12 protein-coding genes are annotated in these 13,874 nt (G+C 38.3%); 7 read left to right on the plus strand and 5 right to left on the minus strand.

Going from position 1 to position 13,874, the window contains the following annotated elements:
• Positions 1 to 166: 166 nt before the first annotated feature.
• Positions 167 to 1,366: a multidrug effflux MFS transporter gene (locus H4J38_RS16110; RefSeq protein WP_182133373.1), complete on the plus strand. Its 1,200-nt coding sequence runs from the start codon at positions 167 to 169 to the stop codon at positions 1,364 to 1,366.
• A 137-nt stretch (positions 1,367 to 1,503) separates the two neighbouring features.
• Here the strand turns inward: H4J38_RS16110 and H4J38_RS16115 are convergent, their stop codons facing one another.
• The 4 genes from H4J38_RS16115 to aroQ all read right to left on the minus strand — a co-directional run bounded on the left by H4J38_RS16115 (position 1,504) and on the right by aroQ (position 4,175).
• A complete protein-coding gene (locus tag H4J38_RS16115) occupies positions 1,504 to 1,677 on the minus strand; it encodes an oxidoreductase-like domain-containing protein (RefSeq protein WP_182133375.1) in 174 nt (57 codons plus the stop codon).
• A 91-nt stretch (positions 1,678 to 1,768) separates the two neighbouring features.
• The gene (accC, locus tag H4J38_RS16120) at positions 1,769 to 3,115 is read right to left on the minus strand and encodes an acetyl-CoA carboxylase biotin carboxylase subunit (RefSeq protein WP_182133377.1); all 1,347 of its coding nucleotides are present in this window, start codon (positions 3,113 to 3,115) and stop codon (positions 1,769 to 1,771) included.
• Positions 3,116 to 3,147: 32 nt separating this feature from the next.
• Positions 3,148 to 3,588 carry an acetyl-CoA carboxylase biotin carboxyl carrier protein gene (gene accB, locus H4J38_RS16125; protein WP_182133379.1) on the minus strand — a complete coding sequence of 147 codons (441 nt, stop codon included), beginning with the start codon at positions 3,586 to 3,588 and terminating at the stop codon, positions 3,148 to 3,150.
• A gap of 134 nt (positions 3,589 to 3,722) precedes the next feature.
• Entirely contained in the window at positions 3,723 to 4,175 is a 453-nt protein-coding gene (gene aroQ / locus H4J38_RS16130; protein WP_182133381.1) for a type II 3-dehydroquinate dehydratase, read from the minus strand.
• A gap of 290 nt (positions 4,176 to 4,465) precedes the next feature.
• On the opposite strand from aroQ, the gene H4J38_RS16135 reads away from it, so the two are divergent.
• The 3 genes from H4J38_RS16135 to H4J38_RS16145 are packed head-to-tail and all read left to right on the plus strand — an operon-like array spanning position 4,466 to position 8,572.
• On the plus strand, positions 4,466 to 4,918 hold the full coding sequence (locus tag H4J38_RS16135) for a hypothetical protein (RefSeq protein ID WP_182133383.1): 453 nt from the start codon (positions 4,466 to 4,468) through the stop codon (positions 4,916 to 4,918).
• Positions 4,890 to 6,119, plus strand: a complete 1,230-nt coding sequence (locus tag H4J38_RS16140; RefSeq protein ID WP_182133385.1) for a hypothetical protein — start codon at positions 4,890 to 4,892, stop codon at positions 6,117 to 6,119. The genes H4J38_RS16135 and H4J38_RS16140 overlap by 29 nt, the downstream gene beginning before the upstream one ends.
• A 2-nt stretch (positions 6,120 to 6,121) precedes the next feature.
• Entirely contained in the window at positions 6,122 to 8,572 is a 2,451-nt protein-coding gene (locus tag H4J38_RS16145) for a bifunctional diguanylate cyclase/phosphodiesterase (protein ID WP_182133386.1), read from the plus strand.
• Between the two features lie 89 nt (positions 8,573 to 8,661).
• On the opposite strand, the gene H4J38_RS16150 is transcribed toward H4J38_RS16145, so the two are convergent.
• The gene (locus H4J38_RS16150; RefSeq protein WP_182133388.1) at positions 8,662 to 10,521 is read right to left on the minus strand and encodes a protein-disulfide reductase DsbD; all 1,860 of its coding nucleotides are present in this window, start codon (positions 10,519 to 10,521) and stop codon (positions 8,662 to 8,664) included.
• A gap of 380 nt (positions 10,522 to 10,901) precedes the next feature.
• Between H4J38_RS16150 and H4J38_RS16155 the strand changes: the two genes are divergently transcribed.
• The 3 genes from H4J38_RS16155 to groL all read left to right on the plus strand — a co-directional run bounded on the left by H4J38_RS16155 (position 10,902) and on the right by groL (position 13,574).
• Positions 10,902 to 11,411 carry an FxsA family protein gene (locus H4J38_RS16155; protein ID WP_182133391.1) on the plus strand — a complete coding sequence of 170 codons (510 nt, stop codon included), beginning with the start codon at positions 10,902 to 10,904 and terminating at the stop codon, positions 11,409 to 11,411.
• 106 nt (positions 11,412 to 11,517) lie between these two features.
• Entirely contained in the window at positions 11,518 to 11,808 is a 291-nt protein-coding gene (locus H4J38_RS16160) for a co-chaperone GroES (protein WP_182133393.1), read from the plus strand.
• 113 nt (positions 11,809 to 11,921) lie between these two features.
• Positions 11,922 to 13,574, plus strand: a complete 1,653-nt coding sequence (gene groL / locus H4J38_RS16165) for a chaperonin GroEL (protein ID WP_182133395.1) — start codon at positions 11,922 to 11,924, stop codon at positions 13,572 to 13,574.
• Positions 13,575 to 13,874 lie beyond the last annotated feature (300 nt).

Genomic DNA, 13,874 nt, shown 5'->3' on the forward strand with positions numbered 1-13,874 from the left:
AAAATTTTTCAACGGAAAAATTCTATCGCCTTTTGGAAAGTATAAAAACTACATGCGCATCAGCTAGGGTGTACAATGGAGTGATGTAATTGACCAAGCAATTCAAGTGTTTGGCAAGTTAGCTCATGATTACCCTGAATCTTAAAAGTACTAGGAAATAATATCAGTGACAGAGCAGAGTTCAAAAATATCATTAACATTAACATTAATATTACCGTTATTAGCCTCTATTATCGCGGTATCTCCCTTAGCCATTGATATGTATCTTCCTGGTATGCCAGAGCTTGCCAAGTATTTTTCCACCCAAATGCCATTGGTACAAAATAGCTTAAGTGTTTATTTATTAGGTTACGCTGTTGGGCTTTTAGTTTTTGGCCCGATGGCAGATAAATATTCTCGTCGAATCCTAGTGATGATTGGGTTACTCGGTTTTATATTAACGACATTGGCACTGACCTTTGCACAAAATATTGAACAATTTATCACTTTACGCTTCTTCCAAGCCTTTATTAGTAGCGCTGCAACTGTAGTTGTACCGGGCATTATTCGGCAACTTTACGGCAAAGATACCGCGAAAGGATTATCTTATGTCAGTATGATAATGATGCTGGCACCCATGATAGCACCCAGTATTGGTAGCATATTACTGCTGGATAGCTGGCAAATGATATTTTATGTATTAGCGGGATATGCCTCTATTGTTTTTGTCTGTAGTTTTTTCTATTTACCTGATGTTAAAACCATAAAATCAACAGCAAGTTATAGTGTTATTGACCGTTATAAAATTGTTTTTAGTAACCATGCCGCCCGTTTTGATTTATTAAGTATTATGATGGTATCGTTAGCCTTTTTCAGTTATATAACCGCTATTCCATTTGTCTACTTAACCGTATTTAAGGTAACGGAATTCGAGTTTAGTTTACTATTTGCACTTAATGTTTTTGCGTTAATGACCGCACATTTTATTAATACAAGACTAGTGGGCAGGGTAGGCTCTCGAAAAATGTTACGTTTTGGTGTCGCACTAGCTGCTATCTCAGCAACAAGCTTATTGATGGCCAATATCATTGACTTATCATTACCTTATTATGTCTTGGCAATTTTACCGCTTATGGGCAGTTTATCGATAATTTCGGTTAATGCTGACGCTTTAATTTTACAAAAGTTTTCTGAACACGCGGGTACAGCAACAGCGGTAAATGGCACTTTACGTTTTGGCATTGGCGCGTCAGCAGGTCCTATTTTAGCGATATTTTATGATGGCAGTGCCTTACCTTTTGCGATCTTGATGGCGGTGCCTGTGTATCTTGTTATCATTTTTCAGTTAATACAAAACAAGCAGAACAGCGCAATTGATGAGTTGTGAAAAATATAACCTTAGCCTTATCAGGTTTGGTTGTTAGTACCTTAAACAATTTAGCGAGTGATAAAAGTCATCTAAATGACGGAGTGAATGCGATTAAAGATTCAATTTAAGTAACAAATGGCCAATACCTGATAGCGTTAATCTTTAGCTTGTGAATTGCTTTGGGCTTCAACCGCTTTTAATTCGACTTGTTGTAAGCGCCATTTTTTTCGCTCTGCGTAGTAATGGTCCCAAACACAAGGGTTACATGCACCACCGCCACAGCAATCGTCGTCGGCAGGTGGAGAAGGCTTTTCAAGTAATTTAGTCATAACGTTTACAGCTTTGTTCTATTGTTGATTTATTATAAATAAAAAAAGCTCTGCACGCAGAGCTTTTTTATAACGAAGATAAATTTAACTTTTATTTAAAATCGGCAAGTTTCTTTTCAAGGTAGTGAATATTTGCACCACCATTAACAAAACCTTGGTCATTTAAAATATCTTTGTGTAAAGCAATATTGGTTTTAATACCATCAATAACCAACTCACTTAAAGCGTTACGCATTCGTGCCATAGCGACATCACGATTATCGCCCCAAGTGATCAATTTACCGATCATTGAGTCATAGTGTGGTGGCACTGAGTAGTCAGCATAAATGTGTGAATCCCAACGAACACCTAAACCACCTGGAGGATGGAAGCGGGTAATTTTTCCTGGCGAAGGAATAAAAGTACGAGGATCTTCAGCATTAATACGACATTCAATGGAATGACCGGCGATTTTAATATCATCTTGGGTATAAGATAACGGCTGACCTGCGGCAACGCGTAATTGCTCCTTGATCAAATCGACACCTGTGATCATTTCCGTCACGGGATGCTCAACCTGAATACGGGTATTCATTTCAATGAAATAGAATTCGCCGTTTTCGTACAGAAATTCAAATGTGCCTGCGCCGCGGTAGTTAATGTCAAGACACGCTTTACAACAACGTTCACCAATTTTTGCACGCATTTCAGGCGTAATACCTGGTGCAGGGGCTTCTTCAACCACTTTTTGATGACGACGTTGCATTGAACAATCCCGTTCACCTAAGTGAATAGCACCACCTTGGCCATCAGCCATGATTTGAATTTCAACATGGCGAGGGTTTTCAAGGAATTTTTCCATGTAAACCATGTCATTTTTGAAAATAGTGCCGGCTTCTTGTTTAGTTAAAGCAATCGCATCAATTAACTCTTCTTCGTTGCGCACAACCCGCATACCACGACCACCACCGCCACCAGCCGCTTTGACAATAATAGGGTAACCAATGCGTTTAGCATGGGCTTTATTTGCTTCTTGATCGTCATTTAATGGCCCATCTGAACCAGGAACACAAGGCACACCGGCTATCTTCATAGCTCTGATTGCTGCAACTTTATCTCCCATGATACGGATACTTTCCGCCTTAGGGCCAATAAATGCAAAACCTGATTTTTCTACTTGTTCAGCAAAATCTGCATTTTCAGCAAGAAAACCATAGCCAGGGTGGATAGCTACGGCATTAGTGACTTCTGCTGCCGTTATTATTGCAGGAATATTGAGATAACTGTCAGGCGCGGATGCTTTACCAATACAGATGGTTTCATCAGCTAATAAAACGTGTTTTAAGTTTCGGTCAGCGGTGGAATGCACTGCAACCGTTTTTATACCTAATTCTTTACATGCACGTAATATTCTTAGTGCAATTTCGCCGCGATTGGCGATAACAACTTTATCTAACATGGAATGACCCTTATTTGTTGATACATATGGGCTTATTCAATGATGAAAAGCGGCTGGTCAAATTCAATAGCGTCTTCGTTACCCGCTAGAATTTCTTTAATAACACCCGATTTGTCAGCTTCAATTTGGTTCATCATTTTCATTGCTTCAAGGATGCATAACGTATCGCCAGCATTAACGTGCTGACCCACTTCTACAAAGGCGGGTGAATCAGGTGATGCTGACGCATAGAAAGTACCAACCATAGGTGAACGAACAATATGCCCAGTTATTACTGGAGCTGCAGCTACTGCCGCAGCAGCAGGGGCCGCAATCGGTGCTTGAGCAGGGGCTGCGTGCATCATAGGAGCTGCCTGCATCATTGGGGCGCCACGGCTTATACGTACTGACTCTTCGCCTTCAGAAATTTCTAATTCGTTGATACCTGACTCTTCAACCAGTTCAATTAACTTTTTAATTTTACGAATATCCATTTGAATACCTTTTTTATCATTATTAAATTTATGTGTGTGAATACTTAAATGAATATCATCACTTAAGAGTTTATTTACTTTTACCAACCAGACTAAATTATTGCTAAGTGATCAATAAATTATTTCGTTTGGTGTTATTTATTTTTTTCTAACCAATCTGTTGCAGCAGCCAAGGCATATTCATAACCTTTGGCTCCTAAGCCGCTAATGACGCCGACGGCAATGTCTGATAAATATGAATGCTGCCTAAAAGGCTCACGCGCATGAACATTGGATAAATGGACTTCAATAAAGGGTATATTAACCGATAATAATGCATCCCTAAGTGCAACACTGGTATGTGTGAAAGCCGCTGGATTTATTATAATAAAGTCTATTCTTTCAAAGCTCGCATGGATCTCTTCGAGTAAACTATGCTCAGCATTTGACTGTTTATGACTTAGCTGCACATTAAACTCATTGGCCATGCTTGCTAAATTTGTCATAATTTCAGTTAAGGTTAACGAACCATAAATAGCAGGTTCACGTTTGCCCAACATATTTAAGTTAGGACCATTTAGCACTAAAATGTTAAACTTTGTAGTCATCTTCGGTAAAAAAACCTTAATTATTAAGTAATATCAACATCATGTCATATTTAACTATGTGATTAAATTAAATTTGCTTCAAATGCCAAATTAATCTCATTTGACGATTATTATAGTGTTTTCGCAGAATATAGCAGCAAAATACTGGTCTAATGACTTGGCAGGGAAAATAAAGCGATTAAAGTTAGGTAAGTTATAATAAATTTACTAGAATAAATATTGAAGGAATTTTAATTAATTCATTGATTTAACTGATCATGGGAGGAGTAAGTTATTATTTAAATGTTGTCATGTCGCCTTCTGTTAATTACAAGGATGAAAATATTAAATCCATCTTTATTTACATTGCTATAGTTATTTTACTGTTTAGCCCACAAGTAAATGCAATACAAATTATTTCAAACATAACGGCTGATACGTCATCGTTGTCTGTTACCCAACTGCGACGTATTTACTCTATGAGGCAGGTCCATTGGCAAAATGGCATTCCTATTGTAGTGTACGTTCTTGCAAGTAAAAATCCGCTTCATCAAAAATTTTGTCGAGAAAAGTTACGTTTATTCCCCTATCAACTTGATCGAATATGGCACAAGTTAACATTTTCGGGCTACGGTGTTGCCCCTATTGAAGTTGCCAACGAAAGTGAGCTTATTCAGGCGATAAAATCGACTAAGGGTGCTATTGGTTATGTGGAAAATTTATCGGAGGTCAAGGATGTTAACATCATTAAAATTGGTGATTAGACCAGAAAAATTATCGAATTATTATCTCAGTACATTATGCAGCTTATGCTTGGCATTGAACCTTAATGCTGCAGAAGTTAATAATGAGAAATTACAAGTTCATGGCTTTGTTGCGCAAGGCCTGATCAATGCTGATAACAGTAACTATATCAACAATGATGAAAGCCTGTCATTGGAATTGACCGAAGTTGGTCTTAATGCTTCATATCAACTTAATGATGACTTTCGTATTGCAGGACAAGCGGTTTATCTTAATGGGGGGAATCGTTATCACGCGGGACTTCGTCTTGATTATTTGTTATTGGAATGGAATGCATTCCATAATGATGTATGGCAAGCGAGTTTCTATTTGGGACGAGTAAAAAACAATCATTGGTTGTATTCTAGTACTCGCGATGTTCCCTTTGCTCGACCATCAATCATTATTCCACAGGTGGTTTACTTTGATGGTTTTCGTGATGTTGCCGTAGGTGGTGACGGTGCCGCAGTCAAATTAAGTTATAGCGATGATGTCTTTGGGGAGATAGACTTTAATTTCAGTAAAGGTAAAAGTGCTATTTCAGATGATCAAGCTGATGTTGTTATCGGTAAATTTGCTTTAGGTCAACTTGATCACGACCTTGATACGCAAGCGAGTGTTTATTGGCGACCACCTTTTTCACCATGGCGATTTGGTATTTCAGCTCTTGATTCAACTTTTTCGTATGAAAGTTCACAAGTTGATAACTTTTTTGATAGTGATTTTGTTTTTCAATTCTATACCGCAAACGCTGTTTATGAAGGTGAGTTTTGGCAATTTAGTGCGGAAATATTTCAAGAACGTTTTGTTACTGACGGATTTTATTTTCCAGGTTTTCAACGAGATGACATCGGCCAAGGTTATTACTTGCAAGCAAGTTACCAAGTAACAAAAGCCTTTACAGTATTGACCAGGCACGAAGCGTTCTACGCTAATAAGGATGATAAAAATGGCACTAAATTAGCGCAAAGTACCGGTGGGTTAGTGCCATCATATTTCGGTTTTCATAATGACAATATGTTAGGTCTTTCTTATAACTTTTCTAATAACTTTCGCATCAACGCCGAGTACCACTGGATGGAGGGAGGAGCGAGATTATCTCCTATTGTTCAACCTGATCCTATCGCGAATGATAGTAAAAACTGGCAGGTCTGGGCTATTCAATTTATGTATTGGTTTTAATCATGAAAGCGAACTTTGTCAGTGTCAGTGTCAAGCTTTTCGTGCTCGTGGTGAGTGCTTTACTGTTATTGAGCTTATCAATTTCTATACTTTCAGTTACTCGGTTAGATCAAGAATTTTCTCAATATCAAAGTAATAAATTGCGCCAAGGTAATACTCAATTTGAAACCCAAAGTAGAATTGTTAGAGAGCAGGTGCGTAGTTGGCTAGAGTCATTTACTGATCTTATTCAACTAAAAAAACAAAGTGACTTTGATCGTGCCGCCAGTGCTTTGGAACAACAGTTTGATGCGCTGCAACTCAATTATAATGTAGAGGCATTGTGGTTAGTCTCCGATGATTTAAAGCCAATTTATCAATCAGCACCTTTAACTAAAGAAGTGCTTGCTAGTGTAAAGAACGTTAGTGAAAGTTTCTCTCCAGATAACTATCTAAGTTGTGTGCAGCAGTGCAAGCAACTATTGTCGATCCCAATATTGAATGCACAAGGGGAAATGGCCATTGTCACTATAGCTATTTCTTTGGTTGATGTGATATATGCCATCAATCAAGCGTTAGAAAACCAAGTGGCGATTGTAGCCTTTGATAAATCACAAAATGTGACATTAGCACAAGCAGATATTATTAACTCGTCTGCCAAAGAGTTAATGCATGTACTCTTTAATCTAAACCAGCCATCTGATTTATTGTCAAAAGTAAAAGAAAATGGCTTACAAGTTGAATTTGAACAAAACAGTTATTTAATTAATATGTTGCCGCTAGCGTCTTCACCGACTCAAGATTTTTATATGGCTCAAGTTGATAATGTCAGTTCATTTACCGATAAATATCAAACTTATCGCATGCAGTTTATATTGTCAGCGTTAGCTATTTTTATCATTCTAGCGCTGTTAGTGCATTTTGTTACTGGGCCTTTTACAAAAAGGTTACTAATTCTCTCTGACATTCTACCTTTACTCGCTCGTAAAGAGTTTGACCAATTTCGTGCGGTAAAAATAACTCAATCAAAAGTTTTTCCAGATGAAATTGATGTGCTAATTAATGCCACAACTGATTTAAGCTATGAATTAGAACAATTAAATATTGAAGTAACACAAAAAACTAAAGAATTAGAGAATATTGCCATGTACGACCTGCTAACCGGTCTGCCCAATCGCAATATGTTGAATTTCCAATTACGTAAACAGTTAAAAAATAACGCGACTAATAACCTTAAGGTTGGCATTTTATTTCTTGATCTAGACGATTTTAAGAAAGTGAATGATAGCCATGGTCACGGTGAAGGCGATAATTTACTGGTAGAGGCGGCAAATAGAATAAATATCAGCGTTGAAGGGGCGGGTATGGTGTGTCGCTTTGGTGGAGACGAATTTGTTATTTTATTAAATGAAAATACCTCAACTGAGATGGCTGAGGATCTAGCCAAAGCAATATTAAAAAGCTTTCAACAGCCAATAAAAGTTAATAGCGCTATGTTTTATGTGACCTGCAGTATTGGGATAGCAATGACGGATGGTAGTCTAATACAAGCGAGCGAGTTGGTTAGCCACGCAGATATAGCTATGTACGAAGCGAAAGATAATGGTGGTGACTGTTACTTTATTTATCACGGGGATATGTACCAGCGTGTCGCTCATAGAGTGATGATGGAAGGCGAAGTTAAACAAGCACTTGCTAAGGGGCAGTTTAGTTTAAGTTTACAGCCGCAAATTGTGGCAAAAACCAATAAGGTACATGGCTTTGAGGCTTTATTACGTTGGCAACATCCTGAACGAGGCATGGTCTCGCCAGACGACTTTATTCCTCTTTTAGAAAACTCTGAACATATGATAGAGCTTGGCTATTGGGTTGTCCGTCGTTGTTTCGAGTTATACCAAGGCATGAAAGATATTGGTTTGAGTGATGTGATAATAGCGATTAACTTATCAGCTGCGCAGTTTGCTGATGTTAATCTTCCGAGCTATTTAGATAGGTTACTAAAAGAATTTGACTTAAATGCTGAAAACTTTGAACTAGAGTTGACCGAACACACATTAGTTAAAGATATTGATAAAGCTATAGTCACTATGGACGCGTTGCGCTTAATGGGCTTTAGTTTTGCGATTGACGATTTTGGAACCGGTTACTCTTCTTTAACCTATTTAAAACGTATGCCCGTTGACGTTATTAAAATTGATAGGAGCTTTGTTGTTGGTATGTTAGAAAATCATGCTGATTTTCAAATTATTATGTCAACGATTGCAATGGTGAAAAACTTAGGTCTGACTGTCATCGCAGAAGGGGTCGAAACTAAAGCCCAATTACGCACCTTAACCGAAAATGATTGCGATCTAATACAAGGTTATTATTTCTCAAAACCCATACCTGAGGCTTTCCTCTTTGACTTCATTAGTCGAGAAATTGTTGATGGCAACTGGAAGGTGCTGGCTAATTCAAATACCATTGTTAATTAAACTTAGTCATAGATTTTATTCCAAAAAAAAAGCGCCTTGTGGCGCTTTTTTACTGTAATGATATGGGTCTAATTATGCATCTGGAGTTGTTATGGTGAAAAGGTTTTATTAACATGAGTTGAGAACTTATCAGCCGCCATAAAACCTGTGACTCTACGCTGTGGTAATTCATTACCCTGTAAATCAAAGAATAGAATCGATGGTAAACCAAAAATGTCAAAGTGAGACATTAACTCGATACTGTCTTTTGAGCCGGTGTCGGTTAAATCTATTTGTAGTAATACTGAACCTGAAAGCGCCTTTTGAACATTCGCTTCAAAGAAGGTGTATTCTTCAAACTCTTTACAAGCGACGCACCAATCAGCATAAAGATCCACCATCACGGTTTTACCTTGTGCATTAGCCTTTGCAATCGCTTGATTCATTTGGGTTAAATTTTTCACATGCTCAAAACCATGCAGTTCGGTTTGTTGTGATATCGAGACATTAGTTGCCGGATAAACGAGTTGGTAGGCTTTGTTTGCGCCGATAAAGAAAACTAAAAAGATTAATATACTACGTAAACCAAAACCAAAGGTTTTAGCCGACTCATGATTAGCGGTATAAAAATAACCGGCAGTAGCTAGAATAAGCGTTACCCAAAGCACGTCGATAATCATAACGGGTAAAAAACGCTCTAACAAGAATATGGGTACGGCCAATAGCAATAAGCCAAAAATATTCTTAATAACATTCATCCAGTTACCCGCTTTAGGCAGCAATTTACCACCCGAACTGCCTAATACTAGTAAAGGTAAGCCCATACCTAAACTCAGTGCATAAAGTGCTGATGCGCCGAGCAATATGTCACCTGATTGGGATATATATAGCAATGCACCAGTTAATGGCGCTGTAGTACAAGGAGAGGCGACTAAACCAGAAATAGCACCCATCACTAAAACACCGACATAAGAGCCGCCTTTTTGATTACTACTAACCCGATTCAACTTGTTCTGCCAGCTGCTTGGTAAGGCCAAATTAAATATGCCAAACATAGAAAGTGCTAGAAAGATGAATAATGCGCTTAAGGAAATTAGCACGATAGGGTGCTGAAACATGGCTTGAAATTGCGCGCCTGCAATAGCCACCACAATACCAAGTAAAGTGTAAGTAACGGCCATACCTTGCACATAAGCAAAAGATAAGGCGAAGGCTCGCTTAGTGGATAGTTTGTCACCTTGGCCAACAATAATGCCAGTTAAAATAGGGTACATGGGGAAAACACAAGGGGTAAAAGATAACAGTAAGCCGCCGATAAAAAATGCCGCTAAGGTTAACCAAATATTGTCACTTTTCAGCATGTCAGCTAATTGATGCTGCTCGCTGCTATTTGCATTTGTACTGGTTGCAGAACCACTTGCTGCAGTATCAGCTGTGCTGCCCAATGCGGTTAGAATATTTTCAGCGTTGTTTGCTGAACCAGTCGTTAAAGCATTTTCATTTAATTCAACTTTACTTAAATCAATCGTCTTTTTAGTGGGCGGATAACACAAGCCTTTATTAGCACAACCTTGATAGCGAATAGTAATATTTGCATCACTATTGGCTTGGGAAATGTCGATGGTAAAAGCAAGTTTGCCAGTAAATATTTGTTGAACACCAAAAAATTCATCTTTATGGTGCTCACCTTCAGGTAAGTCAACGGGAACAATGGTAGCGTTATCAGTGGTGAATTTAAATTGGTGACGATACAAATAATAACCATCAGCAATATTAAAGCTTACTTGCAGCTTATTTTCTTGTTGGTGAAAATCAAAAATGAAAGCATCATCTACTTTTAAAAACTCGTCGTCATTGCTAAAAAGCGATGCAGGAGAATTAAAAATTGATTCTTGGGCATTTGCTATGGGCGATATAGCAAAAGACAAGCTGATAAGAATTAACCAAAGTGCAGTAACAACTTTTTTCATAACCGATATTTTAAAGACTCGTTGATCCAGTTTTAATATTGATGATCACCTTGCTGGATGTTCAAAGTGATAACTTCAGGCGTGTATATCAGGCAACTGCCATATTCTATTATTTATTAAATAGAAATAAGTAAATCAAAAATTGATAATTTACTGTAAATAGGTAGCTACAAATCAGCCTTACTAATTACATTTTATGACTAATGATAAAATGAAAATACATTCTGTAAAATTTTATTCAGTTTACGCTAATATTTATCATTGAGTAAGGTGTCAGTGTATTTGTTGTGTACAGATTGAAAATACCTAAAAACCTAGCTCGCTTGAAAAAGACCTGTTAACCCCCATATTAGTTTCATTAAAGATTATTAGGAGCTGCGATGTTTCGCTTACTATTTGTACTTTTTATTATTATTCCAATAATTGAAATTTTTGTTTTGATACAGGTCGGCGCTGTTCTAGGTGTTTGGCCAACGATTGCAATGGTGATTTTTACGGCTTGGTTGGGGGCTAAATATGTTCGCCAGCAAGGGCTTGCAACCTTAAACTCAGTACAAACAAAAATGGCACAAGGTCAAATACCGTCTGATGAGATTGTCACTGGATTAATGTTATTGATTGCGGGAGTGTTGCTAGTCACTCCTGGTTTTGTGACCGACTTTCTTGGTTTGAGTTTATTGATCCCCGCGGTTCGTCATAGCATTGTTGGAAGTGTTAAGTCACATATAACGACTAACAGCGTGAATCAGCAAAGCTTTCAATTTCACAGCCATAGTCATGGACAGCCCCAAGATGACTTTTCGAAACAGCAAGAAAGCCCGTTTCAAGAAAATATTGAGCCACCTCATAAAGGTCAAACCTTAGATGGGGAATTCGAACGCAAAGATTAAAAAAACATTAAGATGGGCTTGTGAAGTTTTATTTAATCCCCATCTCTGAATCAACAAAATTAAAATCCTTAATTTTTTATTAAATTGAACATCTCAGGAGAAAAAAATGAGTATTCGTCCATTACACGATCGTGTGATCATCAAACGTAAAGAAGTAGAATCAAAGTCTGCTGGCGGTATCGTATTAACAGGTAGTGCTGCTGAAAAATCAACACGTGGTGAAGTAGTTGCTGTAGGCAAGGGCCGAATTCTAGAAAACGGTGACGTGCGCGCATTAGACGTAAAAATTGGCGATCAAGTGATCTTCAGTGAAGGTTACGGCATGAAAACTGAAAAAATTGACGGTGAAGAAGTATTGATCCTTAGCGAAGCTGATATTTTAGCTATCGTTGAATAATAGCTCTACTTCTCATCTCGATTTAGTGCCACTGCGGTGCTGAATTGGTTAAAAAGATCAATTGTCGGTCGAACACTAGTTCGCCAACTAACAGAATATAGGAAGATAAAAACATGGCTGCAAAAGACGTATTATTTGGTAATGACGCACGAGCAAAAATGCTACGTGGTGTAAATGTTTTAGCTGACGCGGTAAAAGTAACATTAGGTCCTAAAGGCCGAAACGTTGTTTTAGACAAATCTTTTGGTGGTCCAGTCATCACTAAAGATGGTGTTAGTGTTGCTAAAGAAATCGAATTAGAAGATAAATTCGAAAACATGGGCGCACAAATGGTGAAAGAAGTTGCTTCTAAAGCCAATGATGAAGCCGGTGACGGTACAACTACTGCTACTGTTTTAGCACAAGCAATTGTCAACGAAGGTTTAAAATCAATCGCCGCTGGTATGAACCCAATGGATCTTAAACGTGGTATCGACAAAGCAGTAATTGCAGCTGTTGAAGCACTTAAAGGTTTATCACAAGAATGTAGCGACAACAAAGCTATTGAGCAAGTAGGCACTATATCTGCTAACTCTGATGAAACTGTTGGTAAAATCATTGCAACAGCAATGGAAAAAGTAGGCACTGAAGGTGTTATTACTGTTGAAGAAGGTCAAGCATTAACAGATGAGCTTGACGTTGTTGAAGGTATGCAGTTTGACCGTGGTTACCTTTCTCCATATTTCATCAATAACCAAGAAAGCGGCAGTGTTGAATTAGAAAACCCTTTCATCTTATTGGTTGATAAAAAAGTATCCAATATCCGTGAATTATTAACGACACTTGAAGGTGTTGCTAAAGCGGGTAAGCCACTACTTATTATTGCTGAAGATGTTGAAGGCGAAGCACTTGCTACACTAGTTGTTAACAACATGCGTGGTATCGTTAAAGTTGCTGCTGTTAAAGCACCAGGTTTCGGCGACCGTCGCAAAGCAATGTTACAAGACATTGCAACATTAACTAAAGCGACCGTGATTTCTGAAGAAATAGGCATGGAGCTTGAAAAAACTACATTAGAAGACTTAGGTCAGGCTAAGCGTGTTGTTATCTCTAAAGACAATACGACTATCATCGATGGTATTGGTGAAGAAGCTGAAATTAAAGCACGTGTTGCGCAAATTCGCGGTCAAATTGAAGATTCTTCTTCTGACTACGACAAAGAGAAACTACAAGAACGTTTAGCTAAATTAGCTGGCGGTGTTGCGGTTATCAAAATTGGCGCAGCAACAGAAATGGAAATGAAAGAGAAAAAAGCTCGCGTTGAAGATGCATTACATGCAACTCGCGCAGCAGTAGAAGAAGGTGTTGTTGCCGGTGGTGGTGTTGCATTAGTTCGTGCAGCCGATGCTATTAAAGACTTAGAAGGTATTAACGAAGACCAAACACACGGTATTAATGTAGCTATTCGTGCAATGTCTGCCCCTTTACGTCAAATCGCTACTAACTCAGGTGATGAAGCCTCAGTAGTATTAAACGAAGTACGCACTGGCGGAACAGGTAACTACGGTTACAATGCTAGCAATAGCACTTATGGCGATATGTTAGAAATGGGTATTCTTGACCCGACTAAAGTAACGCGCAGTGCCTTACAATTTGCAGCCTCTATTGCTGGCTTAATGCTAACAACAGAAGCCATGATCACCGACGCACCAGTGAAAGATTCTGGTGGTTCTATGCCTGATATGGGCGGCATGGGTGGTATGGGTGGAATGGGCGGCATGATGTAATTTATGCTTGATTAAATTGCCGCTAACGTCGTTGTTTATTCGCTCGCATAGAAAATACTATGCGTCGCTCTAAACGCCTTGTTAGTGAAAATTTACTCGGCGCATAAATAGCGTTGCTGTTTATAGCTCAACATTGAAAAAGCCCGAATAGCAATATTTGGGCTTTTTTGTTTTAATTGTCCCGTCCTGAAATGTGTTTACACATTTAGGACTTTAAAATGAAAAATTCAATTACTAAAGGCACCAAACGTTCACAACGTGATTATACGTTGGGCTTTAAATTAGCAGTCATAGAGCAAG

Origin of the sequence: Colwellia sp. BRX10-3, from assembly GCF_014077505.1 — a bacterium.
Lineage (GTDB): Bacteria > Pseudomonadota > Gammaproteobacteria > Enterobacterales > Alteromonadaceae > Cognaticolwellia.

Coding starts and splice junctions, on each gene's coding strand:
- H4J38_RS16115 (WP_182133375.1), bottom strand. CDS start 1,677: ATGACTAAATTACTTGAAAAGCCTTCTCCACCTGCCGACGACGATTGC.
- accC (WP_182133377.1), bottom strand. CDS start 3,115: ATGTTAGATAAAGTTGTTATCGCCAATCGCGGCGAAATTGCACTAAGA.
- accB (WP_182133379.1), bottom strand. CDS start 3,588: ATGGATATTCGTAAAATTAAAAAGTTAATTGAACTGGTTGAAGAGTCA.
- aroQ (WP_182133381.1), bottom strand. CDS start 4,175: ATGACTACAAAGTTTAACATTTTAGTGCTAAATGGTCCTAACTTAAAT.
- H4J38_RS16135 (WP_182133383.1), top strand. CDS start 4,466: ATGTCGCCTTCTGTTAATTACAAGGATGAAAATATTAAATCCATCTTT.
- H4J38_RS16140 (WP_182133385.1), top strand. CDS start 4,890: ATGTTAACATCATTAAAATTGGTGATTAGACCAGAAAAATTATCGAAT.
- H4J38_RS16145 (WP_182133386.1), top strand. CDS start 6,122: ATGAAAGCGAACTTTGTCAGTGTCAGTGTCAAGCTTTTCGTGCTCGTG.
- H4J38_RS16150 (WP_182133388.1), bottom strand. CDS start 10,521: ATGAAAAAAGTTGTTACTGCACTTTGGTTAATTCTTATCAGCTTGTCT.
- H4J38_RS16155 (WP_182133391.1), top strand. CDS start 10,902: ATGTTTCGCTTACTATTTGTACTTTTTATTATTATTCCAATAATTGAA.
- H4J38_RS16160 (WP_182133393.1), top strand. CDS start 11,518: ATGAGTATTCGTCCATTACACGATCGTGTGATCATCAAACGTAAAGAA.
- groL (WP_182133395.1), top strand. CDS start 11,922: ATGGCTGCAAAAGACGTATTATTTGGTAATGACGCACGAGCAAAAATG.